We start from the raw sequence: 25,584 nt of genomic DNA, 5'->3' as shown, positions 1-25,584 counted from the left end.
CACCCTCCGATTAAGGCGTTAAAGTTTTTTGGCTTTTTCCACGGCTTCGTCGATAGAACCGACCATGTAGAACGCCTGCTCCGGCAGGTGATCGTATTCGCCTTCCATGATGCCTTTAAAGCCACGGATGGTGTCTTTCAGGGAGACGTATTTGCCCGGAGAACCGGTAAATACTTCTGCCACGAAGAACGGCTGGGACAGGAAGCGCTGAATCTTACGTGCGCGAGCTACCACCAGTTTATCTTCTTCAGACAGTTCATCCATACCCAGGATGGCGATAATGTCTTTCAGTTCCTGATAACGCTGCAGGATGGACTGAACGCCACGAGCGGTGTCGTAGTGCTCCTGACCAACAACCAGCGGATCCAGCTGACGGCTGGTGGAGTCCAGCGGGTCAACTGCCGGGTAAATACCCAGAGAAGCGATCTGACGGCTCAGTACCACGGTTGCGTCAAGGTGCGCAAAGGTGGTGGCTGGAGACGGGTCAGTCAAGTCATCCGCAGGTACGTATACCGCCTGTACGGAAGTGATAGAACCCGTTTTGGTGGAGGTGATACGTTCCTGCAGAACGCCCATCTCTTCCGCCAGAGTCGGCTGGTAACCTACCGCTGAAGGCATACGACCCAGCAGTGCGGATACTTCAGTACCGGCCAGGGTGTAACGATAGATGTTATCGACAAACAGCAGAACGTCACGACCTTCGTCACGGAACTTCTCAGCCATGGTCAGGCCGGTCAGCGCAACGCGCAGACGGTTTCCCGGCGGCTCGTTCATCTGGCCATACACCAGGGATACTTTATCGATAACGTTGGAGTCGGTCATTTCGTGGTAGAAGTCGTTACCCTCACGAGTACGTTCACCTACGCCCGCAAACACGGAGTAACCGGAGTGCTCGATCGCGATGTTACGGATCAGCTCCATCATGTTTACGGTTTTACCTACACCCGCACCACCGAACAGACCAACTTTACCGCCCTTCGCAAACGGACACATCAGGTCGATAACTTTGATGCCGGTTTCCAGCAGTTCCTGAGAGTTTGATAACTCTTCGTAGGAAGGCGCTGCGCGGTGAATCGCCCAACGCTCTTCTTCGCCGATGTCGCCTTTCATGTCTACCGGTTGGCCCAGTACGTTCATGATACGACCCAGCGTTGCTTTACCTACCGGGACTTCGATCGGATGCTCGAGGTCTTTGACTTCCAGACCGCGACGCAGACCGTCGGAAGAACCCATGGCGATGGTACGAACAATACCGCCGCCGAGCTGCTGCTGAACTTCCAGCACCAGATTCTCACTACCATTTTGTACCTCAAGAGCCTCGTACACGCGCGGTACGGCATCCTGAGGGAATTCGACGTCGACCACGGCGCCGATTACCTGGACAATTTTTCCAGTAGCCATCTTGAATCCTCTACGAATTAACCTGGTTATACCGCGGATGCTCCACCGACGATCTCGGTGAGTTCCTGAGTAATGCTGGCCTGACGAGCTTTGTTGTATACCAACTGCAGCTCTTTAATCAGGCTGCCGCCATTGTCGGTCGCGGCTTTCATCGCCACCATACGTGCGGCCTGCTCGCTGGCCAGGTTTTCTACCACACCCTGATAAACCTGAGATTCCACATAACGACGCAGCAGGGTATCCAGCAGCGCTTTCGGATCGGGTTCATACAGGTAATCCCAGGATTTACGCTTCAACTCATCATCTTCTGAAGCCGGTAACGGCAGCAGCTGAGTAATGGTTGGAACCTGAGACATGGTGTTAATAAATTTGTTGCTGACAATATACAGCTTGTCCAGACGGCCTTCATCGTAGGCCTGCAACATCACTTTTACCGGACCGATCAGTTCGGACAGGGATGGGTTATCCCCCATACCCGTCACCTGGGCGACAACATTACCGCTAACGGAATTAAAGAAAGACACGCCCTTCGAGCCGATCATTGCGAGTTCGCACTGAACGCCTTTATCGGACCATGCTTTCATTTCCGCCAGCAGCTTTTTGAACAGGTTAATGTTCAAGCCACCACACAGACCACGGTCGGTAGACACCACCAGGTAGCCCACGCGTTTAACGTCGCGTTCTTCCAGGTAAGGGTGCTTATATTCCAGATTACCGTTCGCAAGGTGACCGATCACTTTGCGCATCGTATCTGCATAAGGACGGCTGGCTGCCATGCGCTCCTGCGATTTACGCATTTTGGAAGCGGCGACCATTTCCATCGCTTTAGTGATCTTTTGCGTGTTCTGGACGCTTGCGATCTTACTACGTATCTCTTTTGCGCCGGCCATGAGCTTCTCCTCAATGCCTTGCGGCCTGCCCTAAAGCAAGCCGCCAGACTTTACCAGGATTGGGTTGCTTTGAAGGAATCGAGGATGCCTTTCAGCTTGCCTTCGATTTCGTCGTTATAGCCACCGGACTGGTTGATCTCTTGCATCAACGGAGCGTGATCACGGTCGACGTAAGCCAGCAGAGCAGCTTCAAAGCTACCGATTTTCGCCAGCTCTACATCCGCCAGATAACCACGTTCTGCCGCGAACAGAACCAGAGACTGCTGCGCAACGGACATCGGCGCATACTGTTTCTGTTTCAGCAGTTCAGTTACTTTCTGACCGTGGTCCAGCTGCTTACGGGTTGCATCGTCAAGGTCAGAAGCAAACTGCGAGAACGCCGCCAGTTCGCGATACTGTGCCAGCGCGGTACGAATACCACCGGACAGTTTCTTCATGATCTTGGTCTGAGCTGCACCACCAACACGGGATACGGAGATACCCGGGTTAACCGCAGGACGAATACCGGAGTTGAACAGGTTGGTTTCCAGGAAGATCTGACCATCGGTAATAGAAATTACGTTGGTCGGAACGAACGCAGAAACGTCACCCGCCTGGGTTTCGATAATCGGCAGAGCGGTCAGAGAACCGGTTTTACCTTTCACTTCACCTTTGGTGAAAGCTTCAACGTATTCGACGTTAACACGTGCAGCACGCTCCAGCAGACGAGAGTGGAGGTAGAATACGTCGCCCGGGAATGCTTCACGTCCAGGCGGACGGCGGAGCAGCAGGGAAATCTGACGGTAAGCAACGGCCTGTTTAGACAGGTCATCATAAATGATCAGCGCATCTTCACCGCGGTCACGGAAGTATTCCCCCATTGCGCAACCGGCATACGGAGCCAGGTATTGCAGCGCGGCGGATTCAGATGCGGTTGCAACCACAACGATGGTGTTAGACAGCGCGCCGTGTTCTTCCAGTTTACGCACCACGTTAGAAATGGTGGACGCTTTCTGGCCGATTGCCACGTAGACGCACTTGATGCCGGAATCACGCTGGTTGATGATGGCGTCGATTGCCAGAGCGGTTTTACCGGTCTGACGGTCGCCGATGATCAGTTCACGCTGACCACGACCGATTGGGATCATGGCATCAACGGATTTATAACCGGTCTGCACCGGCTGATCGACGGACTGACGTTCGATTACGCCCGGAGCGATAGCTTCAACGGCAGAGAAGCCGTCGTGCTCCAGCGGACCTTTACCATCAATCGGTGCACCCAGGGTGTTAACCACACGTCCCAGCAGGCCGCGGCCAACCGGAACTTCAAGGATACGGCCAGTACATTTAACCTTCATGCCTTCGGCGAGGTCAGCGTACGGACCCATCACAACCGCACCAACGGAGTCGCGCTCCAGGTTCAGTGCGATAGCGTAACGGTTACCCGGCAGAGCGATCATCTCACCCTGCATACAATCGGCCAGGCCGTGAATGCGGATAACACCGTCACTTACAGAAACGATAGTACCTTCGTTATGAGCCTCGCTCACAACATTGAACTGAGCAATGCGCTGCTTGATCAGTTCGCTGATTTCGGTGGAATTCAGTTGCATGCTCCAGTCCCCTTAAGACTGCAAGACGTCTGCAAGGCGTTCAAGACGGCCGCGTACGCTGCCATCAATGACCATATCACCCGCACGGATGATAACGCCTGCCATTACAGACTTATCGATTTTGCAATTCAGCTTAACTTTGCGTGACAGACGTTTTTCCATCGCGCTGGTGATTTTCGCAAGCTGTTCTTCGCTCATCTGAGCGGCAGAAATAACTTCTACCTCTGCGGTTGCCTCACTGGCAGCGCGCAGGTGAATGAACTGCTCAAGAACATCAGGGAGCGCATTCAGACGACCATTTTCAGCCATTACCCGAATCAGGTTTTGACCGTTTTCGTCCAGTTGCTCACCACAAACCGCGATAAACGCATCAGAGAGCGTTTCCGGCGCCAGCGCGCCAGAGAGTAGCTCTGCCATTTGTTCGTTTTTAGTCACTTCAGCGGCAAACGCCAGCATATCCTGCCAGCGCTCTACGCTTTGGTGTTCGACGGCAAAGTCAAAAGCTGCTTTGGCGTAGGGGCGAGCTACCGTTACAAATTCAGACATCAGCCCCTCCCTCCTTACAGTTCAGCGACAAGTTTATCCACGATGTCGCTGTTAGCAGCTTCATCCACGGAACGTTCGATGATCTTCTCGGCGCCAGCAACAGCCAGGATAGCGACCTGCTTACGCAGCTCCTCGCGAGCACGTTTACGTTCGGCATCGATTTCAGCCTGCGCCTGTGCGACGATTTTAGTGCGTTCCTGTTCTGCTTCAGCTTTGGCTTCGTCCAGAATCTGAGAGCGACGCTTGTTCGCCTGCTCGATGATTACCTGGGCTTCCGCTTTCGCTTTTTTCAGCTGGTCGGTCGCGTTGGCCTGTGCAAGGTCCAAATCTTTCTTAGCGCGTTCTGCAGAAGCTAAACCGTCAGAAATTTCTTTCTGGCGCTTTTCGATGGCAGCCATTAACGGCGGCCATACATACTTCATGCAGAACCATACGAAGATAACAAACGCGATGGCCTGGCCGAGGATTGTTGCGTTCATGTTCACAGCACAATACCTCTTAAAAAATAACTCTGTGGCTTAGGTTTCTTTCGAACAACTTACTACGCGACGGCGAACATCACGTACAGACCCAGACCTACAGCGATCATCGGGATAGCATCCACCAGACCCATAACGATAAAGAACTGAGTACGCAGCAGAGGAATCAGATCCGGTTGACGCGCTGCGCCTTCCAGGAATTTACCCCCGAGGATGCCGATACCGATCGCAGCACCGATTGCCGCCAGACCCATCATCACAGCGGCAGCCATGTACAGCAGATCCATATTCAGGTTTTCCATGACAGTCTCCAGTTTGTTTCAGTTAAAACGTAGTATGTTGGTAAAAAATCAATGCTCTTCAGATGCCATCGACAGATAGACGATCGTCAGAACCATGAAGATGAAGGCTTGCAGCGTAATAATCAGGATGTGGAAAATGGCCCACGGCACATTCAGAACCCACTGTGACCACCACGGCAACAGACCAGCAATCAGAATGAAAATCAGCTCACCGGCATACATGTTGCCGAACAGTCGCAGACCCAGAGATACAGGTTTAGACAGCAGGCTTACCCCCTCAAGGATTAAGTTGACAGGAATGAACGCCCAGTGATTGAACGGCTGCAGGGTCAGTTCTTTAACGAACCCGCCCACGCCTTTCATTTTGATGCTGTAGAAAAGAATCAGGATAAACACGCCAAGTGCCATCGACAGGGTGATGTTGACGTCCGCAGACGGAACCACGCGCAGTGCTGGCAGGCCGAAAATGTGTTCACCGATGTATGGCAACAGGTCGATAGGCAGCAGGTCCATCAGGTTCATCAGGAATACCCAAACGAACACGGTGAGGGCCAGCGGAGCGATAACCTTGCTCTTGCCGTGGTACATGTCTTTAACGCTGCCATGGACGAAGCCGATGATCATCTCGATAAAGGTCTGGAATTTTCCCGGTACGCCGCTGGTCGCCTTTTTGGCTACGCTACGGAACATAAGCAGGAACAACAGACCAAGCACCACCGAGAAGAACATGGAGTCAATGTTGAGCGTCCAGAAGGTGGCCGGGGGGTTATGCGGATCCACCAGCGAGAAAGTACGCAGGTCCAGCTGAAGGTTATTCAGATGGTGTCCTATGTATTCCTGCGGCGTCATATTTTCTGAAGCCATGATGCCTTTTACCCTTTGTTGTTAATTACAGCTGGCGCCAGAACTTGTACCACCAGCACCAAAACCCACGTCACTATCAGCGGCAAAAACACCACTTTGAAAACCGCCAGCGCCACCGCCAGAAGGGCGAAGGTCAACAACACCTTGAAAGCTTCGCCGAGAGCGAAGGTCCAGGCCACTCGGCCTTTAGCAGGTGTATGCGCCTGATGACGCCAGGCAAAAATCATAAAAATCATATTTGGCAAAAGAACCGCCAAACCTCCGCTAACGGCGGAGATGCCCCAGAAAGGGTCTTTGAGGCTGAACAGCAGTCCACTTGCTATTACCGCCAGTAACTGAATAAACAGAAGCTTACGAGCAACGTTTCGACTCAAGAGCGACACTGACATCACGTATTTACTCCTGCTCCCTTCGAGGTATGTCGCGTGTCGTATAAAACGTCCTTTAAGACGAAGAGTCAAGCATCAAAAAGCGGACAAATTATACGGTGACGCCCCGTGATTTCAAACAATAAGTAGCAAAATAGTGAATAAATGTTTAATTATTTTCCGACTGACAACTTTTCATGCATTTCACCAATCTGTGAGCCGTCATGCAAAACTGCAAATACCGCGAAAACACGGCTATTAAAGCGTGCATCAGATCACATAATAAACATTTTTCGTGAAATCGAATTAATTCTGTACATAAAACTCAATTTTTTATCCAATTGATATTCAACATAAAAAGTGGGTATTCTTTCTAAAACAATCCCATATACAATAAAAACCTTTTATTGACATTCATAATAAAAATTTAACATCAGTATAAAGTGCAAGCAGCGAGATTTTTAGCGTACTGATATTTTCAATGTTGACTATTCTCCTGGTAAAGCAACAGCGCAAAGTTAACCGAAAGAAAAACCATGGTAAAGACAAGGTTAAATCTTGTCCGATACTACCCTGCCGTGACTTTTATTTTTGTAACATGCACAACCCGGCTTTTTTTCACATTTTTTGATAAAAATTAAATCATTTTTGGCTGGATCACCACAAGGTGACGCTCACCATCCAGCTGAGGAACATGCAGTTCGAAAACATCACTAATGGCAAACCCTTCCGGAAGATTGGCCATTTCATCTTCTTGCGCTAACCCTTTGAGCGCATAGAAGTGACCGTCCTGCGCCGGTAAATGATGGCACCAGCTCACCATATCATTCAGCGACGCAAAAGCGCGGCTGATCACGCCATCAAACGGCGGTTCAGCCGGAAACGTTTCCACGCGGCTTTGTACCGGCGTGATGTTATCCAGTTTTAACTCATGCTGGACCTGTCGCAGGAAACGTACTCGTTTACCGAGGCTATCCAGCAGGGTGAAATGAGATTCAGGGCGTACGATAGCCAGCGGAATCCCCGGCAGACCCGGTCCGGTACCCACATCGATAAAACGCGTTCCTTTAAGGAATGGCGCAACAACAATGCTATCGAGAATGTGGCGTACCAGCATCTCATCCGGATCGCGAACCGAGGTCAGGTTATAGGCCTTATTCCACTTATCCAGCATGCCTACATAGGCGACCAGCTGATTTTTCTGGTGATCGGTAAGTGAAATACCCGCTTCATCAAGCAGACGAGAAAGTTTGTTGATCACGTTCGGTACCTGTTTAAAAACAATGAGCCCGGAGGCGACGCGCTTACCGGGCTGGATATAAACCAGGCGGATATCTTATGCGCTATCCGCCAAATGTATCGTTCAGGGAAAGTCAGGCGCTACGGCGCAGCATTCCCTGCTTTTTCAACCACACCAGCAAAATCGAGATTGCCGCAGGCGTAATGCCGGAAATACGCGATGCTTGCCCTATTGAAGACGGCTTGTGGTCGTTCAACTTAGCAATGACTTCGTTCGACAGCCCATTCACCTGGCGATAATCAAGCGTGGCAGGCAGCAACGTGTTTTCATTGCGCTGCTGTTTCTCAATCTCATCCTGCTGGCGCGCGATGTAGCCTTCGTATTTTACCTGAATCTCAACCTGTTCCGCGGCCTGCTTGTCTTCAAGACCCGGCGAGAATGGCGACATTTTCACCAGCTGTTCGTAGGTCATTTCCGGACGACGGAGCAAATCTTCACCGTTAGCTTCGCGAGACAAAGGCGCCGTCAGCTGTGCGTTAACTTCAGCGGCACTTTCCGCCAGCGGATTTACCCAGCTGGATTTCAGGCGCTGACGTTCACGTTCAATACTCTCAAGCTTCTCGTTGAAACGCGCCCAGCGTTCATCATCTACCAGACCCAGTTCACGGCCTTGCTCAGTCAGGCGCAGATCGGCATTGTCTTCACGCAGCATCAGGCGGTATTCCGCACGTGAAGTAAACATGCGGTACGGCTCTTTGGTACCGAGCGTACACAGATCGTCCACCAGAACGCCAAGGTAGGCCTGGGAGCGACCCGGCGCCCATCCCTCTTTTTCGGCAGAGAAGCGGGCTGCGTTCAGGCCTGCCAGCAGGCCCTGAGCGGCCGCTTCTTCATAACCGGTAGTGCCGTTAATCTGGCCTGCAAAGAACAGGCCATGGATAAATTTACTTTCCAGCGTTGGTTTCAGGTCACGCGGATCGAAGAAATCGTACTCGATAGCGTAGCCGGGGCGAACGATTTTTGCATTTTCCATCCCCTGCATTGAGCGGACGATTTGCATCTGGACATCAAACGGCAGGCTGGTGGAGATGCCATTTGGATAAATTTCGTTCGACGTCAGTCCTTCCGGCTCGAGGAAGATCTGATGCTGATTACGATCGGCAAAACGCATCACCTTGTCTTCGATCGAAGGACAGTAGCGAGGGCCGATCCCTTCAATCACGCCGGCATACATCGGGCTACGATCGAGGTTATTGCGGATCACGTCGTGGGTTTTCTCGTTGGTATGCGTGACATAGCATGGTACCTGACGCGGGTGCTGGGAAGCATTCCCCATAAACGAGAAAACCGGCATTGGATCGTCGCCGTGCTGCTGAGCCAGAACGCTGAAATCAATGGTCCGCGCATCAATACGCGGTGGGGTACCGGTTTTCAGGCGGCTGACGCGTAGCGGCAGTTCACGTAAACGGCGGGACAGCGGGATCGACGGAGGATCGCCTGCGCGACCGCCGCTGTAGTTATCGAGTCCGATATGGATCTTACCGTCGAGGAATGTCCCTACGGTCAGCACTACCGCTTTGGCGCGGAATTTAAGCCCCATCTGGGTAACAGCACCCACCACGCGATCGTTCTCAACAATCAGATCTTCAACGGCCTGCTGGAAGATCATCAAATTAGGCTGATTCTCCAGGGCCGTGCGTACGGCTTGCCGATAAAGCACGCGATCGGCCTGAGCGCGAGTCGCCCGTACGGCTGGGCCTTTGCTGGCGTTTAGTATCCTAAACTGGATACCGGCATGGTCAATGGCCTTCGCCATCAGGCCGCCAAGCGCATCCACTTCTTTTACCAGGTGTCCTTTCCCAATGCCGCCAATTGCCGGGTTGCAGCTCATTTGCCCCAGCGTGTCGATATTGTGTGTCAAAAGCAGAGTCTGTTGACCCATTCGCGCTGCAGCCATTGCGGCCTCAGTGCCTGCATGACCCCCGCCAATGATGATGACGTCAAAAGGATCCTGATAAAACATGGTGGTATGCCTCGCATAAAGCGGTTTGAAAATGGATTGAAGCCCGGGCCGTGGATTCTACTCAACTTTCGTCTTTCGAGAAAGCGCCGGGATCCTGAGTATTAAAAAGAAGATCTTTTATTTAGAGATCTGTTTTATTGTGATCTCTTATTAGGATCGGCTTGTCTTGTGGATAAGTCGGATCCACGATTTAAGATCAATCGTTTAAGAAGGATCGCTTTCTGTGAATGATCGGTGATCCTGGTCCGTATAAGCTGGGATCAAAATGAAGGGTTATACACAGCACAAAAATCAGTCTACGGTTATACTTTGGATAACTACCGGTTGATCCAAGCTTTTAAGCATAGTTATCCACAGAAGAAAGTATGATCTTTACAATTCTCAGAGCAATTTTTGCCAGGATCCCAGCCAGACCTCAGCCGGATCTTCCGGAATTTCATGTTCGAGGACGTTAATTTTTAGCGTTTCGCCAATCTGTTTTGCCCCGCAGGCCTTCAGCGCCGACTCCAGCTTATCAATCGCTCCGCAGAAGGTGTCATATTCACGACTACCGATACCGACTGCGCCAAAATGGACCGCAGAAAGGTCGATCTGCTTTTCCTGAAGCGCTTCATAAAAAGGCAGCAGGTTATCGGGAATGTCGCCGGCGCCATGAGTAGAAGAGATAACCAGCCAGATCCCTTCCGCCTGTAGATCGTCAATCAGCGGGCCGTGCTGAATAGTCGTGCTGTGACCAGCCTCTTCCAGCTTTTCCGCCAGATGTTCTGACACATATTCTGCGCTACCCAGCGTACTGCCGCTGATAAGAGTTATCTCTGCCATGATCGCCCGCTCCACTTTTCCAGAGTGGCGTATTGTACGCTGTGAGCGAGCTGGGATCTACCTGTGGAAAAATGTGGGATTAAATAGTCCGTTCACGGGCGGATGGTACGCATGATCGGGTTTTGCAGCACGATCAGCGTTTCGGTGGACTGAATTTCATCAATTGTTTGGATCTTGTTGATAAGTACATGCTGGAGCGCATCGATCGATCGGCACATGACTTTTATAAAGATACTGTAGTGCCCGGTGGTGTAATACGCTTCGGTAACCTCATCCAGACTGTTTAACCTCGCCAGCGCCGAGGGATAGTCTTTGGCGCTTTTCAGAATGATGCCGATAAAACATCCCACATCGTAGCCCAGCTGCTTTGGGCTCACGTCAATGCGTGCGCCAGTGATAATTCCGGCCTGCTTCATCTTCTCCACGCGAACGTGAATGGTTCCCGGACTGACGCCAAACTGTTTTGCCAGTTCAGCATAAGCGGTGCGCGCGTTGGCCATTAAGGCCTCAAGGATGCCTCGGTCCAGATTGTCGATCTGATAATTTTCCATAGGTTTTTCTTATGAAGTTTGACGAATCTTTCTATTTTAGCCTCAAATTTTAATGAATCAAAATCGATGCAGGCTTTTTGTTGTGGGATTATTGAATTGCAGCGCTGTTTTGTTGCTTAATCAATGGCAACAGGACGCAGGAGTTATAAAAAATGAAAACCGCATACATCGCAAAACAACGCCAGATTAGTTTCGTTAAGTCACACTTTTCCCGTCAGCTTGAAGAGAAGCTCGGCCTGATCGAAGTTCAGGCGCCGATCTTAAGCCGCGTGGGCGATGGAACTCAGGATAACCTTTCTGGTTGCGAAAAAGCGGTTCAGGTTAAAGTGAAAACACTGCCAGACGCCCAGTTCGAAGTGGTTCATTCACTGGCGAAGTGGAAGCGTCAAACCCTGGGACAACACGACTTCAGCGCGGGCGAAGGGCTGTACACGCACATGAAGGCCCTTCGCCCCGATGAAGACCGATTAACGCCCATCCATTCCGTTTACGTTGACCAGTGGGACTGGGAGCGCGTAATGGGTGACGGAGAACGCCACTGCGGAACGCTGAAATCGACCGTTGAAGCGATCTATGCCGGGATCAAAGCTACCGAAGACGCCGTCAGTAAAGAATTTGGCCTCAAGCCGTTTCTGCCGGGGACGATCCAGTTTGTTCATAGCGAGGAGCTTTTAAGTCGCTATCCGGATCTTGATGCCAAAGGTCGTGAACGGGCGATTGCTAAAGAGCTGGGGGCTGTATTCCTGATCGGCATCGGCGGCAAGCTTTCCGATGGTCAGCGCCACGATGTTCGCGCGCCGGATTATGATGACTGGAGCACGCCGGCTGCTGAAGGCTATGCCGGTCTGAACGGCGATATTCTGGTATGGAACCCGGTTCTGGAAGATGCCTTCGAGCTCTCTTCAATGGGGATCCGCGTGGATGCCGAAGCGCTGAAGCGCCAGCTTGCGATTACCGGTGATGAAGATCGCCTGCAGCTGGAATGGCACCAGGCGCTGCTGCGCGGAGAGATGCCGCAGACTATCGGTGGCGGCATTGGTCAGTCTCGTCTGACGATGCTGCTCCTGCAGCTTGACCATATCGGCCAGGTGCAGTGCGGCGTGTGGCCAACCCAGGTTCGTCAAAGCGTTGCCGCTCTTCTTTAATGCGTGATTAGCGCCGCCAGCGTCGCAGCAGGCGGCTACGCAGCCCGGTATCAAAGCGCCAGATATGATCGAAAATGCGCATAATACCGGGCTTGCCGTGTACCGACATCGCCACCGCATGAAAGCGATGCTGATGTTTATGCTGTAGCTCTCCCACCTTATTGATCACCTCATCCGGCAAGCGCTGTGCGATAAAATCTGAAATGACTACCGCATCGGCATCGATCCACTGCGGATTCTGCATACGCTCAATCACTGCCCGAAAACAGCTGGCCAGATCGGTGCCGCCACGGAAGCGCTGGCTCAGAAAGCGGATCGCCTGTTCCAGCCCCTGCGGGCCGGTAAGTTCGTAATGCACCACCTCGCTGGAAAACAGCATAATAAAGCAGCGGCGGTTATCCGCCAGAGCGACCCGCATTAGCGCCAGACAAAACGCCTTGGCGCACTGTTCATTAAAACCGCCCATTGAGCCGGAAGTATCGACGCAGACGATAAAGGGTCCGCGCGGCTGTTCATCAAAATCCTGGCGAGTGACCGGCCGTTCGGTGATCTTTTCTTTCCACGCATCGCCGTGAAGCCGATAGGTCAGCAGCTGCTTTTCAACCAGCTTACGATAGAACTCGAACTCCAGCTCGGTGATACCGAGGGTAGCCAGCTCTGGCGGCAACAAACGCAGAATATCGTCGCTCTGCTGAAGCCCGTCCACCTGCTCCGGTACGGTGGCCGGTTCGCGCACCAGGCTGCGAAAGGTTTCCATCGGCGCATCTTTTTTCGGCACCGCTTTCGCTTCACGTGAGCGTCCCAGCTGTTCAGCGAGCTGCATGAGCTCGGGTTGTTGGCTTAGAAAGTCGCCGTAGCGCACGATCAGCTGATAGTCGCCTCGCTTCAGCTCGCCAGCGCTCATGTCCCACAGGTGCCCCGCCGCATTGTCATTTTCCACCAGCACCGGCTCCAGCTGGCCGCTGAGGGTCATGCGTTCCTGAACTTCGCTCAGTAGCTGATCGCGCTCTTCATCCAGCAGTTGCTGATTAAGGGAGGTTGCCTGCACCACCAGGCTCAGGCGCCAGCGCTGGAGGAATAACGTGTGCAGCGCTGGCGTAAAGGTGCTGTTGTTATCCACCAGCTGCTGGGCCTGGCTGGCAAAAGGGGAGTGCAGCTTATGCAGCTGGCTCAAAATTTGCGGAAGCTGGACGATAAACTGCGAGGTAGAAAGCCGCTGTGATTGCTGATAACACTGAACCTCCGCATCCAGCTCGGGGGGGATATTGGTCTCTTTGAGTCGCGATCTGACCGCTTCCCGCCAGCGCGGAATGTCGGCGGCGATAATATTTTTTAGGCGCGGGAATTTTTCAAAGAATACCGCCAGTTGAGGTGCCGCCAGCAGCGCCAGCAGCATCTCATCGATCATACCCTCTTCGCCGACTGCCAGCATGACATTCAGCATGTCCAGCGTCATGACTGACGCGCCTGTTTAATCTGCGTTCCGACGTCCTGCAGGCTGGCCTCAATGCGTCCCAGCCACTCACCGGGAATAAACAGACATTTCTGCTGTTCGCTGAAGCGGTTATGTTGCTGATGCCATTCGTCGTCCAGCGCTTCCAGCTGCTGCCGGATTTCGGCCGGCATATTTTCCCGCGATTCGCTACCGGGCAGGGAAAGTCGCGACCCCTGTAAGCTGACATCGCGCACGACCAGATGCTGGCTGGTATCGACATCCATATTCAGCGGCTGGGCAAAACCGATACCGTTGAGCTTGCCGCGAATCTCACCCCCTTTCTCCAGCCAGTGAGCAAGCTCTTCACGAACAAACGTAATATGAATCACTTCCAGGTCGTGCAGCTTAAGCGGCTGCTGGAGGAGCAGCGTCAGCGTGGGTTCCTGCACTTCAGCGGGCAGTTCATAATGAGGTTTACGGCTGAACATACCGCCAAGACGGTTTACTTTTAGCGCGGTTTTATCGCTTTGCTGCTGTTGAAGCTGAATACGTCGTTGGATAATCGACCCCAGGCGAGTGAGCATCGCCTGCTGCTGCCAGGCGTGGCTGGTCATTAAGGTCTCCAGCTGCGCGGACATCAGGTTCATCGTCTCAATATTGTGCCACAGGCAATCTTTCAGCAGGATCAGGTCTATTGGCGCGATAGTGTCGCGGCCGCTGAAAAAGGCGCTGGCCTGCAGCAGACGAATGGCTTTTTTCCACCGACGATCTGAGACGTACGGCGCGTTCGGCAGCGTATCTAACTGCTGGCGCAGCTGGAAAATAAGTTCAAAAACGCTGTCCGGCAGCTTAACGCTGCCGATATCCTGCTGCCATTGCTGAAACTCCTCGTCGCTGACCTGTAGATTCGCCGGGACGGGGTTACTGTTCTCGTCCTGCTGGCTTATCAGCATTGAGCGGAAGTTGGTTTTATCCTGAACCTTATCCAGCCATAAACGGATAAGCATCCGATCGTATAGCGCCTCCAGGCTGTTGTCTGCTTCGGGGAGTTCGTTCGACGCCGCCACCAGCAGGCGCATAGGGATTTTTTCTTCGGTTGCCCCGTTGCGGAAATGGCGTTCGTTTATTGCCGTCAGCAGCGTATTGAGGATCGCCGGGCCAGCTTTCCAGATCTCATCGAGGAAAACAATTTCGGCTTCCGGAAGATAACCCGCGGTCAAACGCTCGTAGCGTCCTTCATCTTTTAGCGCCTGAATGGAGAGCGGGCCAAAAACTTCTTCCGGCGTGGAAAAACGCGTCATCAGGTACTCAAATGCGCGAGCCTGCTGGAAGGCGAATTTTAGGCGTCGGGCGATCAGACTTTTGGCGATGCCCGGTGGACCCAGCAGAAAAACGCTCTCGCCGCTGAGTGCGGCAAGCAGGCAAAGGCGAATGGCGTGGCTGCGTTCGAAGAGTCCTTTTTCCAGAGCGGCGCTGAGCCGGGAAATTCTTTCTGCCAGTAAATGTGATTGAGCCATAATAGAGTTGCGTGCTTTTTAGAATGTCGTTGTTAGGTCGAGTATAGATGTTTGCTTAGGGGTGGTAATAGCCTGAAGAATCGATTTATTTTCTTTGAGTCAGGTTAAGATGATGTCAGTTAGGGGTACGATTCAGCAAATAATCGTGCATACTGTGCGCTTTTTGTGGGCCAAGGGACTAGGCACACATTTGTTTTATAAACGAAAAGACTAGTCTATGAGCACTGATAATAAGCAATCGCTGCCGGCAATAACGCTGGCGGCAATCGGCGTGGTATACGGCGATATCGGTACCAGTCCACTGTATACACTTCGTGAATGTCTGTCCGGCCAGTTTGGCTTTGGCGTTGAGCGTGATGCTGTTTTTGGCTTCCTGTCGCTCATTTTCTGGCTATTAATTCTCACCGTATCACTCAAATACATCACCTTCGTGATGCGGGCAGACAATGCCGGCGAAGGCGGGATCCTGACGTTAATGTCGCTGGCGGGGCGAAACACCTCCGCGCGCGCAACCTCCATCCTGGTGATCCTTGGGCTTATCGGCGGCAGCTTCTTTTATGGCGAGGTGGTGATTACGCCTGCCATCTCGGTGATGTCGGCGATAGAGGGGCTGGAAATTATCGCCCCGGACCTGGATACGTGGGTGGTCCCCATATCCATCATCGTTCTGACGCTGCTATTTGCCATTCAAAAGCACGGTACCAGCATGGTCGGTAAGCTGTTCGCGCCGATTATGCTGATCTGGTTCCTGCTGCTGGCGGTACTGGGCGCGCGCAGTATCTTTGCTAACCCGGAAGTGCTGCAGGCACTGAATCCTTACTGGGCGGTACACTTCTTCCTCGAATATAAAACCGTCTCATTTGTGGCGCTGGGCGCGGTAGTGCTGTCGATTACCGGCGTGGAGGCGCTGTACGCGGATATGGGGCATTTTGGTAAACTGCCGATTCGCCTGGCCTGGTTTTCGGTAGTACTGCCTTCACTGGTGCTTAACTACTTTGGTCAGGGCGCGCTGCTGCTCAAACACCCGGAAGCGATTAAAAACCCGTTCTTTCTGCTGGCGCCCGAGTGGGCGCTCATTCCCATGCTGATTATTGCCGCCCTGGCGACGGTTATCGCTTCACAGGCGGTTATCTCCGGCGTCTTCTCGCTAACCCGGCAGGCGGTGCGCCTGGGGTACCTGTCGCCGATGCGGATTATTCATACTTCGGAAATGGAGTCCGGGCAGATTTATATTCCGTTTATCAACTGGCTGCTCTATATCTCGGTGGTCATCGTCATTGTTAACTTTGAGCACTCCTCGAATCTGGCGGCGGCCTACGGTATTGCGGTGACGGGGACGATGGTGCTGACCACCATTCTGTTCACGACGGTAGCGCGTCAAAACTGGCACTGGAATAAGTTCGTTGTGGCGCTGCTGCTGGTTGCCTTTATGTGCATTGATATCCCGCTCTTCTCCGCGAACCTCGATAAAATCGTCTCCGGCGGCTGGCTGCCTCTGACCCTCGGCCTGGTGATGTTTACCATCATGACCACCTGGAAAAGCGAGCGTTTCCGCCTTCTGCGTCGGATGCATGAGCACGGTAATTCTCTGGAAGCGATGATCTCTTCTCTGGAGAAATCGCCGCCGGTCCGCGTTCCGGGTACCGCCGTCTATATGTCGCGGGCGCTGAACGTCATTCCTTTCGCGCTGTTGCATAACCTTAAGCATAATAAGGTGCTGCACGAGCGGGTGATTTTGCTCACGCTGCGTACTGAAGATGCGCCGTACGTGCATAACGTTCGTCGCGTACAGATTGAGCAGATTTCGCCGTCGTTCTGGCGCGTCGTAGCCAGCTACGGCTGGCGGGAAACGCCGAATGTCGAAGAGGTTTTCCACCGCTGTGGGCTGGAAGGCCTGAGCTGCCGGATGATGGAGACCTCCTTCTTTATGTCTCATGAGTCGCTGATCATTGGCAAGCGGCCATGGTACCTGCGCCTGCGCGGCAAGCTTTATCTTCTGCTGCAGCGCAACGCTCTGCGAGCGCCTGACCAGTTCGAAATTCCGCCGAACCGGGTTATTGAGCTCGGCACCCAGGTTGAAATCTGATGCGCTAAAGCCCTTCTTGATGAAGGGCTTTTTGTTTATTTGAACGCTTCTGGTTTTAACTCTTCAGACTTGCGAAACGTTTCGATGACGATCACAATTCTCACATCTGGTGATGGTTTTCTGTTCTCTTATTGCTAATACTTATACCAGCGAAACGTTTCGCTAGTGGAGTAAAAGAGAAAATGAAAAAAGGTACCGTCCTCAATGCTGAAATTTCGTCGGTCATCTCCCGCCTGGGTCATACCGATACGCTGGTAGTTTGCGATGCCGGGTTACCTGTTCCCCGCAGCAGCGCCCGTATCGATATGGCGTTAACCCACGGGGTGCCCTCCTTTATGCAGGTTCTGGAGGTGGTGACGAGCGAAATGCAGGTTGAAGCGGCTATCCTCGCGGAAGAGATTAAAACGCTTAATCCGCAGCTCCACGCGACGTTGCTCAATCATCTTGAGCAGCTGCAGCAACACCAGGGAAACACCATTGAAATTCGTTACACCAGCCATGAGCAGTTCAAAAAAGAAACCGCAGATAGTCAGGCGGTGATTCGCAGCGGGGAATGTTCCCCGTATGCGAACGTTATTCTCTGTGCCGGCGTGACGTTCTGAGGTCGCCGCTATGGAAGCCTTATTGCAATTAAAAGGGATCGATAAATCGTTCCCTGGCGTCAAGGCGCTCTCCGGCGCCTCGCTAAACGTATATCCGGGCCGCGTGATGGCGCTGGTCGGGGAAAACGGCGCCGGTAAATCCACGATGATGAAAGTGCTGACCGGCATTTACTCCCGCGATGCCGGTTCGCTGCTGTGGCTGGGTAAAGAGACCACCTTCAACGGTCCCAAATCTTCTCAGGAAGCCGGAATTGGCATCATCCACCAGGAGCTAAACCTGATCCCCCAATTGACGATCGCCGAGAACATTTTCCTCGGCCGTGAATTTGTGAATCGCTTTGGCAAAATAGACTGGAAAACGATGTACGCCGAAGCCGATAAGCTGCTGGCAAAGCTGAATCTGCGTTTTAACAGCCAGAAGCTGGTGGGGGATTTATCGATAGGCGATCAGCAAATGGTTGAGATCGCTAAGGTGCTGAGCTTTGAGTCGAAGGTCATCATTATGGATGAGCCCACCGATGCGTTGACCGACACCGAGACCGAATCCCTGTTCCGCGTAATCCGCGAACTGAAATCGCAGGGGCGCGGTATTGTCTATATCTCCCACCGTATGAAAGAGATCTTCGAGATTTGCGATGACGTCACGGTATTTCGCGATGGGCAGTTTATCGCCGAGCGTGAAGTGGCCAGTCTGGATGAAGATCTGCTGATTGAGATGATGGTCGGCCGTAAGCTGGAAGATCAGTACCCGCATCTGGACAAAGCCCCGGGCGCTGTTCGTCTTAAGGTCGACAACCTGTGCGGTTCGGGCGTGGAAAATATCTCCTTTATTCTGCGTCAGGGCGAGATTCTCGGCGTCGCCGGGCTGATGGGCGCCGGGCGCACCGAGCTGATGAAGGTACTGTACGGTGCGCTGCCGCGCAGCAGCGGTTCGGTCACGCTGGATGGACGCGAAGTTGTTACGCGCTCCCCGCAGGATGGTCTGGCCAACGGAATCGTCTACATCTCAGAAGACCGTAAGCGCGACGGTTTAGTGCTCGGCATGTCGGTTAAAGAAAACATGTCGCTGACCGCGCTGCGTTACTTCAGCCGCGGCGGCGGTAGTCTCAAGCACAAAGATGAACAACAGGCGGTGAGTGATTTTATCCGCCTGTTTAACGTGAAAACGCCTTCGATGGAGCAGGCCATTGGGCTGCTTTCCGGCGGTAATCAGCAGAAGGTCGCGATAGCCCGCGGGTTGATGACCCGCCCGAAGGTATTGATCCTTGATGAGCCGACCCGCGGCGTGGATGTTGGGGCAAAGAAAGAGATATACCAGCTGATTAACCAGTTCAAAGCCGAAGGTCTGAGCATCATTCTGGTCTCTTCGGAGATGCCGGAAGTGCTGGGCATGAGCGATCGCATCATGGTGATGCATGAAGGGCATCTCGGCGGTGAATTCACACGCGAGCAGGCCACCCAGGAAGTATTGATGGCTGCCGCTGTGGGCAAGCTTAATCGTGTGAATCAGGAGTAAAAAAGATGAATAACCCGGCTGTTTCTGGTCGTCGCTACTTCACAAAAGCGTGGCTGATGGAGCAAAAATCGCTGATTGCCCTGCTGGTGCTGATTGCGATTGTCTCGACCATGAGCCCCAACTTTTTTACCGTGAATAACCTGTTCAATATTCTGCAGCAGACTTCAGTTAACGCCATTATGGCGGTAGGGATGACGCTGGTTATCCTGACGTCGGGTATCGACCTGTCCGTCGGTTCTCTGCTGGCGTTGACCGGCGCGGTTGCTGCTTCAATTGTCGGGATTGAGGTCAACGCGCTGGTGGCCGTGGCCGCTGCGCTGGCATTAGGCGCGGCTATCGGCGCCGTGACCGGCGTGATTGTGGCGAAAGGGCGCGTGCAGGCATTTATCGCTACGCTGGTCATGATGCTGCTGCTGCGCGGCGTGACGATGGTGTATACCAATGGAAGCCCGGTAAATACCGGCTTTACCGACAACGCCGATCTGTTCGGCTGGTTCGGGATTGGTCGTCCGCTGGGGATCCCAACGCCGGTGTGGATTATGGCGATCGTTTTCCTGGCCGCCTGGTACATGCTGCACCATACTCGCCTGGGCCGTTATATTTATGCGCTCGGCGGTAACGAGGCGGCAACGCGCCTTTCCGGCATCAGCGTGAATAAAGTTAAAATCATCGTCTATTCTTTGTGCGGCATGCTGGCCTCGCTGGCCGGGATTATTGAGGTCGCGCGTCTCTCTTCCGCGCAGCCGACGGCGGGCACAGGATATGAACTGGATGCGATTGCGGCGGTGGTGCTCGGTGGTACCAGCCTCGCGGGCGGTAAAGGCCGTATTGTCGGCACGCTGATTGGTGCGTTGATCCTTGGCTTTCTGAACAACGGCCTGAATTTATTAGGCGTTTCATCCTATTACCAGATGATCGTGAAAGCGGTGGTCATTTTGCTGGCGGTACTGGTAGATAACAAGAAGCAGTAACTGAGAACTCTACAGGACATCTTAACTATGAATATGAAAAAACTGGCGACCCTGGTCTCTGCTGTAGCGTTAAGTGCGACCGTAAGCGCAAACGCGATGGCAAAAGATACTATCGCTCTGGTTATCTCTACCCTTAACAACCCGTTCTTTGTCTCGCTGAAGGATGGCGCGCAAAAAGAAGCGGACAAACTTGGCTATAACCTGGTGGTACTGGACTCCCAGAATAACCCGGCCAAAGAGTTGGCTAACGTTCAGGATTTAACCGTTCGTGGCACCAAACTGCTGCTGATCAACCCTACGGATTCCGATGCGGTGGGTAACGCCGTGAAGCTGGCTAATCAGGCGAAAATTCCGGTTATCACCCTCGACCGTCAGGCGTCAAAAGGCGACGTGGTAAGCCATATTGCATCTGACAACGTGCTGGGCGGTAAGATGGCCGGTGACTATATCGCGAAGAAAGTCGGCGAAAGCGCGAAGATCATTGAACTACAAGGCATTGCCGGGACCTCCGCGGCGCGCGAACGTGGTGAAGGTTTCCAGCAGGCCGTTGCTGCGCACAAGTTTAACGTACTGGCCAGCCAGCCGGCAGATTTTGACCGTACCAAGGGTCTGAACGTCATGCAGAACTTGCTGACGGCGCATCCTGATGTGCAGGCGGTATTTGCCCAGAACGATGAAATGGCGCTGGGCGCGCTGCGTGCGCTACAAACGGCAGGCAAATCTGATGTGATGGTTGTTGGATTTGACGGCACGCCGGATGGCGAAAAAGCGGTTAATAGTGGCAAACTGGCTGCGACCATCGCCCAGCTACCGGAGCAGATCGGCGTTAAAGGCGTTGAGACCGCCGATAAAGTGCTGAAGGGCGAAAAAGTGGATACCAGCTACCCGGTTGAGTTGAAACTGGTCATTAAGCAATAATGTGCGATTCGGATCGGCGACGGTCCGAGGGACAACATAATAAAGAAAAGCAGGGCATGCGCCACCGGATCCTGGTGGCGCGCTTTCCGGGAATATTGATTATGAAAACCGCAGGCAAACTTGTCGTCCTTGGCAGTATCAACGCCGATCACATCCTGAATCTCGACGCCTTCCCAACGCCTGGTGAAACCGTTACCGGTCATCACTATCAGGTCGCTTTTGGCGGTAAGGGCGCAAACCAGGCCGTTGCTGCCGGACGCAGCGGGGCTAATATTTCCTTTATCGCCTGTACCGGCGATGACGACATTGGCGAGCGCGTTCGTCACCAGCTGGAAAGCGACAATATTGACGTTTCGCCGGTCAGAGCCGTCACCGGAGAATCAACCGGCGTGGCGCTGATTTTTGTTAACGCTGAAGGTGAGAATACTATCGGTATTCATGCCGGTGCTAATGCCGCGCTCTCCGTTGCGCAGGTTGATGCGGAAAAAGAGCGTATTGCTGGCGCGCAGGCGCTGCTGATGCAGCTGGAATCACCGCTGGAAAGCGTACTGGTCGCGGCGAAAATCGCTCACCAGAATCAAACCTCAGTCATCCTCAATCCGGCGCCGGCACGTGAATTGCCCGATGAGCTGCTCTCGCTGGTAGATATCATTACCCCTAACGAGACCGAAGCGGAAAAGCTCACCGGCGTGCGCGTGGAAAGCGACGATGATGCGGCAAAAGCTGCCAAAGTGCTCCATGATAAAGGTATCGGTACGGTGATCATTACCCTTGGCAGCCGTGGCGTATGGGCCAGCTGCGAAGGTGAAGGTCGTCGGGTGCCCGGCTTTAAAGTGCAGGCGGTAGATACCATAGCCGCTGGCGATACCTTTAATGGTGCGCTGGTCACCGCGCTGCTTGAAGGTAGTGAACTGGCGCAGGCGATTCGTTTTGCCCATGCCGCCGCCGCTATCGCCGTCACCCGCAAAGGGGCCCAGCCCTCCGTGCCCTGGCGAAAAGAAATAGACGAATTTTTACGTCAACAGGGGTAACGCTTGGCCACCATGAAGGATGTAGCCCGCATAGCGGGCGTTTCCACTTCGACGGTTTCTCATGTCATCAACAAAGATCGTTTCGTTAGCGAAGCGATTACCGCTAAGGTCGACGCCGCGATTAAAAGCCTGAACTACGCGCCGTCTGCGCTGGCGCGCAGCCTTAAATTAAACCAAACCCGCACTATAGGCATGCTTATTACCGCCAGTACCAACCCGTTTTATTCGGAGCTGGTGCGCGGCGTGGAACGTAGCTGCTTTGAGCGAGGCTATAGCCTGGTGCTGTGTAATACCGAAGGCGATGAGCAGCGGATGAACCGTAATCTTGAGACGCTGATGCAAAAGCGCGTCGATGGTTTACTCCTGTTGTGCACTGAAACTCATCAGCCTTCGCCGGAAATTATGCAGCGCTATCCTTCTGTACCGACGGTGATGATGGACTGGGCGCCGTTCGACGGCGATAGCGATCTGATTCAGGATAACTCTCTGCTCGGCGGCGATATGGCGACCCAGTATCTGATTGACCAGGGCTATAGTCGGATTGCCTGTATCGCGGGTCCGCTGGATAAAACGCCAGCCCGATTGCGCCTGGAGGGATATCAGGCTGCGATGACTCGAGCCGGACTTGCGGTACCGGAAGGATATGTGATTAGCAGCGATTTTGAATTTGGCGGCGGATTCAGCGCCATGCAGACGCTGTTGACGCTGTCAGAGCTACCGCAGGCAGTATTTGTCGGTAACGATGCGATGGCGGTGGGCGCCTATCAGGCCCTTTACCAGAGCGGCCTGCGTATTCCGCAGGACATGGCGCTGGTGGGTTATGACGACATCGAACTGGCGCGCTATATGACGCCGCCGCTAACCACAATTCATCAACCGAAAGATGAGTTGGGCGAACTGGCCATCGATGTGCTGATTCACCGCATGGCCGATCCGGGACAAAAACAGCAGCGCGTACAGTTAACGCCTGAGCTGGTGGTTCGTGGCTCAGCCTAACGCTTATGCCGCTCCTTAATCAGGTTGCGGCCATCTTTTGCTCTTAATAAAGTAAATACTAGCGCCGATACCACGGTGATAGCCCCCATGGTAATAAAGGTGTAATGAAATTGCTCAATGGTATTTGCGCTATCAAATCCTTCATAAAACCTCAGCACCGCCGCGCTAACGGCGACCCCGAGACTGATAGAGAGTTGCTGAGTAACGGCCAGCATGCTGTTGCCGCTGCTGGCGTTTTCATCGGTTAAATCGGCGAGCGTGATGGTGTTCATTGAGGTGAACTGAGTGGACATCGCCATCCCCAGAACGAATAGCGGCAGCAGCAGCATCCAGATCGACAGATCCGGAGATTGCAGCGAAAACTGAGCGATCATCAGGCCGATGAATACCGTGACCCCAACCAGCGTTTTACGGTAGCCGAACCAGCGAAGTATCTGGGTGACGGTTGATTTCGCAATAATGGAACCGATAGCCGTAGGCGCAATCATGCAGCCAGCAATAATCGCCGGATAGCCGAAGCCAACCTGGAGCATCAGCGGCATCAGGAACGGAACGCAGCCGGTACCCAGGCGCGTGGCCAGGTTTCCCGCGATCCCAACAGAGAAGGTATGCGTCTTAAATAAGGATAGCGAAATGAGCGGTGTGGGATGACGGCGAGCGTGGCGAATATAGGCCCACATTAAAACGATGCTCAGGGCGATAACGGCCAGAGCCATCCAGGTGGCGACAATCTTCTCGCCAAACAGCTCTATTCCACTGGAAAACAGCACCAGGCTCAGGCCAAAGAGGATAAAACCGAGCGTGTCGAAGCGCCGTCGTGGCGTGGTGAAATCCGGCATGTACTTGCGAGCGTAGACGATTCCGATAATGCCGATGGGAATATTAATCAGGAATATCCAGTGCCAGCTTGCCCAGGTCACCAGTACGCCGCCGAGCACGGGGCCGAGGATAGGGCCGACCAGGCCAGGCATGGTGACGAAGTTGAGTACCGGCAGCAGTTCGCTGCGCGGATAGGCGCGCAGTAACGCCAGCCTCGCAACCGGCATCATCATCGCTCCGCCGATGCCCTGAATGACGCGGAAGATAACCAGTTCCATCAGGGAGTTGGAAAGCGCGCAGGCCAGGGAACCGAGGGTAAACAGGCTGACGGCGATGATAAATACTTTCCGCGTGCCGAAGCGGTCGGCCAGCCAACCGCTGACCGGGATAAGCATGGCTACCGTCAACGTGTAGCTGATAATGGCCGATTGCATCGCAAGCGGTGAACGGTTAAGGCTATGGGCGATAGCGGGAAGGGCCGTATTCAGAATGGTAGCGTCAAGCGCCTGCATAAAAAAAGCCATCGCTGCGATCCATGGCAGCCCGGCCATACTGCGGGCTTTCTTTTTGGTCATTCGATACCTTTACTATTTGTCGGAATGGTTGGGGGCACTCAGCAACGCCTGGCAGGCGCTCAGCGCTCGCAAGCCGTCGCTATCCAGAATGGCATCAACGATTGCCTGATGGAGATCCAGCTTCACCACTTCATTTTGGGTAATCGAAGTGAAGTAGGTGTGGTAGACCGAATGAAATAAAGAAGCGAAAGAGGTCAGGAAAGGATTGCCGCTCATTTCATATATATGTTCATGCCAGGCCATATCGACCTCAATCCAGCGCTCGCGCTGAAAGTTCCTCTTTAGCTCAACCATCTCCTCCATCAAAGCGTTGAGTTGAGCCTTCTGCTCCGGCGTGCCTGAGGTTGACGCCAGAAAACAGGCTTGGGGCTCCAGGCTTTCGCGCATAACGAGGAAATGGCCGACAACTTCAGCGAAATTATCTTCCGTTAACCACCAGGCGAGTAGTTCTTTATCGAGAAAGTTCCAGCTGCTGCGGGGCATCACCCGCGTTCCGATCCGTGGACGAGGTAAAAGCATCCCTTTCGCCGCAAGCGTTTTAACCGCTTCACGCACGGCCGTACGGCTCACGCCAAACTGCTCACCCAGTTCCATCTCTCCGGGAAGGATACTTTCTGGCGGGTATTCCCCGGTCAGGATTTTTTGAGCTAGTTTCTCCGCTAATACCCAGGAGATGTTCTTTTGTGCCGCCAACTGCTGTGCGCTTAAAGACATAAATGCCGTTCCTTTCTCTTTTTTACCTTATCAGTATGCCATCTGGCGGCGCGCTTCGTTGGTTAAAACGGCAAAACGCTGCTTTTTTGCTACTTTACACGGCGTAATGATGAAAAAAGAGGCGGTTGAAAAGTTTTTTGAAATTTCCCCTTGTCACTTCGTAATTACTCCCTATAATGCG

The 25,584-nt window shown here is 53.3% G+C and carries 24 protein-coding genes; 8 read left to right on the top strand and 16 right to left on the bottom strand.

Annotation, left to right across the window (positions count from 1 at the left end):
- Positions 1–18: 18 nt before the first annotated feature.
- From atpD to asnC, 12 genes are all read right to left on the bottom strand, one after another.
- Positions 19–1,401, bottom strand: a complete 1,383-nt coding sequence (gene atpD / locus ABLV11_RS22135; RefSeq protein WP_004107276.1) for a F0F1 ATP synthase subunit beta — start codon at positions 1,399–1,401, stop codon at positions 19–21.
- A 26-nt stretch (positions 1,402–1,427) separates the two neighbouring features.
- Entirely contained in the window at positions 1,428–2,291 is an 864-nt protein-coding gene (gene atpG / locus ABLV11_RS22130) for a F0F1 ATP synthase subunit gamma (RefSeq protein WP_105889412.1), read from the bottom strand.
- 50 nt (positions 2,292–2,341) lie between these two features.
- Positions 2,342–3,883: a F0F1 ATP synthase subunit alpha gene (gene atpA, locus ABLV11_RS22125; protein ID WP_004107281.1), complete on the bottom strand. Its 1,542-nt coding sequence runs from the start codon at positions 3,881–3,883 to the stop codon at positions 2,342–2,344.
- 12 nt (positions 3,884–3,895) lie between these two features.
- Complete coding sequence (gene atpH / locus ABLV11_RS22120) at positions 3,896–4,429, bottom strand: F0F1 ATP synthase subunit delta (protein WP_004107287.1); 534 nt, start codon at positions 4,427–4,429, stop codon at positions 3,896–3,898.
- Positions 4,430–4,443: 14 nt separating this feature from the next.
- Positions 4,444–4,914, bottom strand: a complete 471-nt coding sequence (gene atpF / locus ABLV11_RS22115; protein WP_004107293.1) for a F0F1 ATP synthase subunit B — start codon at positions 4,912–4,914, stop codon at positions 4,444–4,446.
- Between the two features lie 56 nt (positions 4,915–4,970).
- Positions 4,971–5,210 carry a F0F1 ATP synthase subunit C gene (atpE, locus tag ABLV11_RS22110; protein WP_000429386.1) on the bottom strand — a complete coding sequence of 80 codons (240 nt, stop codon included), beginning with the start codon at positions 5,208–5,210 and terminating at the stop codon, positions 4,971–4,973.
- A 48-nt stretch (positions 5,211–5,258) separates the two neighbouring features.
- Positions 5,259–6,074: a F0F1 ATP synthase subunit A gene (gene atpB, locus ABLV11_RS22105; protein WP_004107295.1), complete on the bottom strand. Its 816-nt coding sequence runs from the start codon at positions 6,072–6,074 to the stop codon at positions 5,259–5,261.
- Positions 6,075–6,082: 8 nt separating this feature from the next.
- Positions 6,083–6,463 carry a F0F1 ATP synthase subunit I gene (gene atpI / locus ABLV11_RS22100; RefSeq protein ID WP_004107297.1) on the bottom strand — a complete coding sequence of 127 codons (381 nt, stop codon included), beginning with the start codon at positions 6,461–6,463 and terminating at the stop codon, positions 6,083–6,085.
- A gap of 616 nt (positions 6,464–7,079) precedes the next feature.
- Positions 7,080–7,703 carry a 16S rRNA (guanine(527)-N(7))-methyltransferase RsmG gene (rsmG, locus tag ABLV11_RS22095; protein WP_134883391.1) on the bottom strand — a complete coding sequence of 208 codons (624 nt, stop codon included), beginning with the start codon at positions 7,701–7,703 and terminating at the stop codon, positions 7,080–7,082.
- A 112-nt stretch (positions 7,704–7,815) separates the two neighbouring features.
- Complete coding sequence (gene mnmG, locus ABLV11_RS22090; protein ID WP_004116749.1) at positions 7,816–9,705, bottom strand: tRNA uridine-5-carboxymethylaminomethyl(34) synthesis enzyme MnmG; 1,890 nt, start codon at positions 9,703–9,705, stop codon at positions 7,816–7,818.
- 381 nt (positions 9,706–10,086) lie between these two features.
- Entirely contained in the window at positions 10,087–10,527 is a 441-nt protein-coding gene (gene mioC, locus ABLV11_RS22085) for an FMN-binding protein MioC (protein ID WP_004107304.1), read from the bottom strand.
- 92 nt (positions 10,528–10,619) lie between these two features.
- On the bottom strand, positions 10,620–11,078 hold the full coding sequence (gene asnC, locus ABLV11_RS22080; RefSeq protein WP_004107306.1) for a transcriptional regulator AsnC: 459 nt from the start codon (positions 11,076–11,078) through the stop codon (positions 10,620–10,622).
- Positions 11,079–11,230: 152 nt separating this feature from the next.
- Between asnC and asnA the strand changes: the two genes are divergently transcribed.
- A complete protein-coding gene (gene asnA, locus ABLV11_RS22075) occupies positions 11,231–12,223 on the top strand; it encodes an aspartate--ammonia ligase (protein WP_126489662.1) in 993 nt (330 codons plus the stop codon).
- 7 nt (positions 12,224–12,230) lie between these two features.
- Here the strand turns inward: asnA and viaA are convergent, their stop codons facing one another.
- Together viaA and ravA are read right to left on the bottom strand one after the other, a co-directional pair.
- A complete protein-coding gene (gene viaA / locus ABLV11_RS22070) occupies positions 12,231–13,679 on the bottom strand; it encodes an ATPase RavA stimulator ViaA (protein ID WP_004107310.1) in 1,449 nt (482 codons plus the stop codon).
- The gene (gene ravA, locus ABLV11_RS22065) at positions 13,676–15,175 is read right to left on the bottom strand and encodes an ATPase RavA (RefSeq protein WP_004116756.1); all 1,500 of its coding nucleotides are present in this window, start codon (positions 15,173–15,175) and stop codon (positions 13,676–13,678) included. Before ravA ends, viaA begins: the two co-directional genes overlap by 4 nt.
- Positions 15,176–15,392: 217 nt before the next feature.
- Here ravA and kup point away from each other — a divergent pair, with 217 nt between their 5' ends.
- From kup to rbsR, 7 genes are all read left to right on the top strand, one after another.
- Complete coding sequence (gene kup, locus ABLV11_RS22060; RefSeq protein WP_004107313.1) at positions 15,393–17,261, top strand: low affinity potassium transporter Kup; 1,869 nt, start codon at positions 15,393–15,395, stop codon at positions 17,259–17,261.
- Between the two features lie 182 nt (positions 17,262–17,443).
- Entirely contained in the window at positions 17,444–17,863 is a 420-nt protein-coding gene (gene rbsD / locus ABLV11_RS22055) for a D-ribose pyranase (RefSeq protein ID WP_004116762.1), read from the top strand.
- 10 nt (positions 17,864–17,873) lie between these two features.
- Positions 17,874–19,379 (top strand): ribose ABC transporter ATP-binding protein RbsA, encoded by a 1,506-nt coding sequence (gene rbsA, locus ABLV11_RS22050; protein ID WP_004107317.1) that lies wholly within the window; start codon positions 17,874–17,876, stop codon positions 19,377–19,379.
- A 5-nt stretch (positions 19,380–19,384) separates the two neighbouring features.
- On the top strand, positions 19,385–20,350 hold the full coding sequence (rbsC, locus tag ABLV11_RS22045; protein WP_004855792.1) for a ribose ABC transporter permease: 966 nt from the start codon (positions 19,385–19,387) through the stop codon (positions 20,348–20,350).
- Positions 20,351–20,377: 27 nt separating this feature from the next.
- Complete coding sequence (gene rbsB, locus ABLV11_RS22040) at positions 20,378–21,268, top strand: ribose ABC transporter substrate-binding protein RbsB (RefSeq protein ID WP_004107321.1); 891 nt, start codon at positions 20,378–20,380, stop codon at positions 21,266–21,268.
- A 98-nt stretch (positions 21,269–21,366) separates the two neighbouring features.
- Positions 21,367–22,299, top strand: coding sequence for a ribokinase (rbsK, locus tag ABLV11_RS22035; protein ID WP_172598540.1), 933 nt, complete (start codon positions 21,367–21,369; stop codon positions 22,297–22,299).
- 12 nt (positions 22,300–22,311) lie between these two features.
- A complete protein-coding gene (gene rbsR, locus ABLV11_RS22030) occupies positions 22,312–23,295 on the top strand; it encodes a ribose operon transcriptional repressor RbsR (protein ID WP_004107325.1) in 984 nt (327 codons plus the stop codon).
- On the opposite strand, the gene mdtD is transcribed toward rbsR, so the two are convergent.
- Positions 23,292–24,689, bottom strand: a complete 1,398-nt coding sequence (gene mdtD / locus ABLV11_RS22025; RefSeq protein ID WP_004107327.1) for a multidrug transporter subunit MdtD — start codon at positions 24,687–24,689, stop codon at positions 23,292–23,294. The two genes, rbsR and mdtD, sit on opposite strands and share 4 nt — an antisense overlap.
- Before the next feature lie 12 nt (positions 24,690–24,701).
- Positions 24,702–25,403, bottom strand: coding sequence for a FadR/GntR family transcriptional regulator (locus ABLV11_RS22020; RefSeq protein ID WP_004107328.1), 702 nt, complete (start codon positions 25,401–25,403; stop codon positions 24,702–24,704).
- Positions 25,404–25,584: the final 181 nt, after the last annotated feature.

Source organism: Klebsiella sp. GW_Kp181 (assembly GCF_040062315.1).
In the GTDB taxonomy this organism is placed as follows: Bacteria; Pseudomonadota; Gammaproteobacteria; order Enterobacterales; family Enterobacteriaceae; genus Klebsiella; species Klebsiella oxytoca.
The sequence above is the reverse complement of the archived record's forward strand: the minus strand, read 5'-3'. Positions and strand labels throughout refer to the sequence as shown.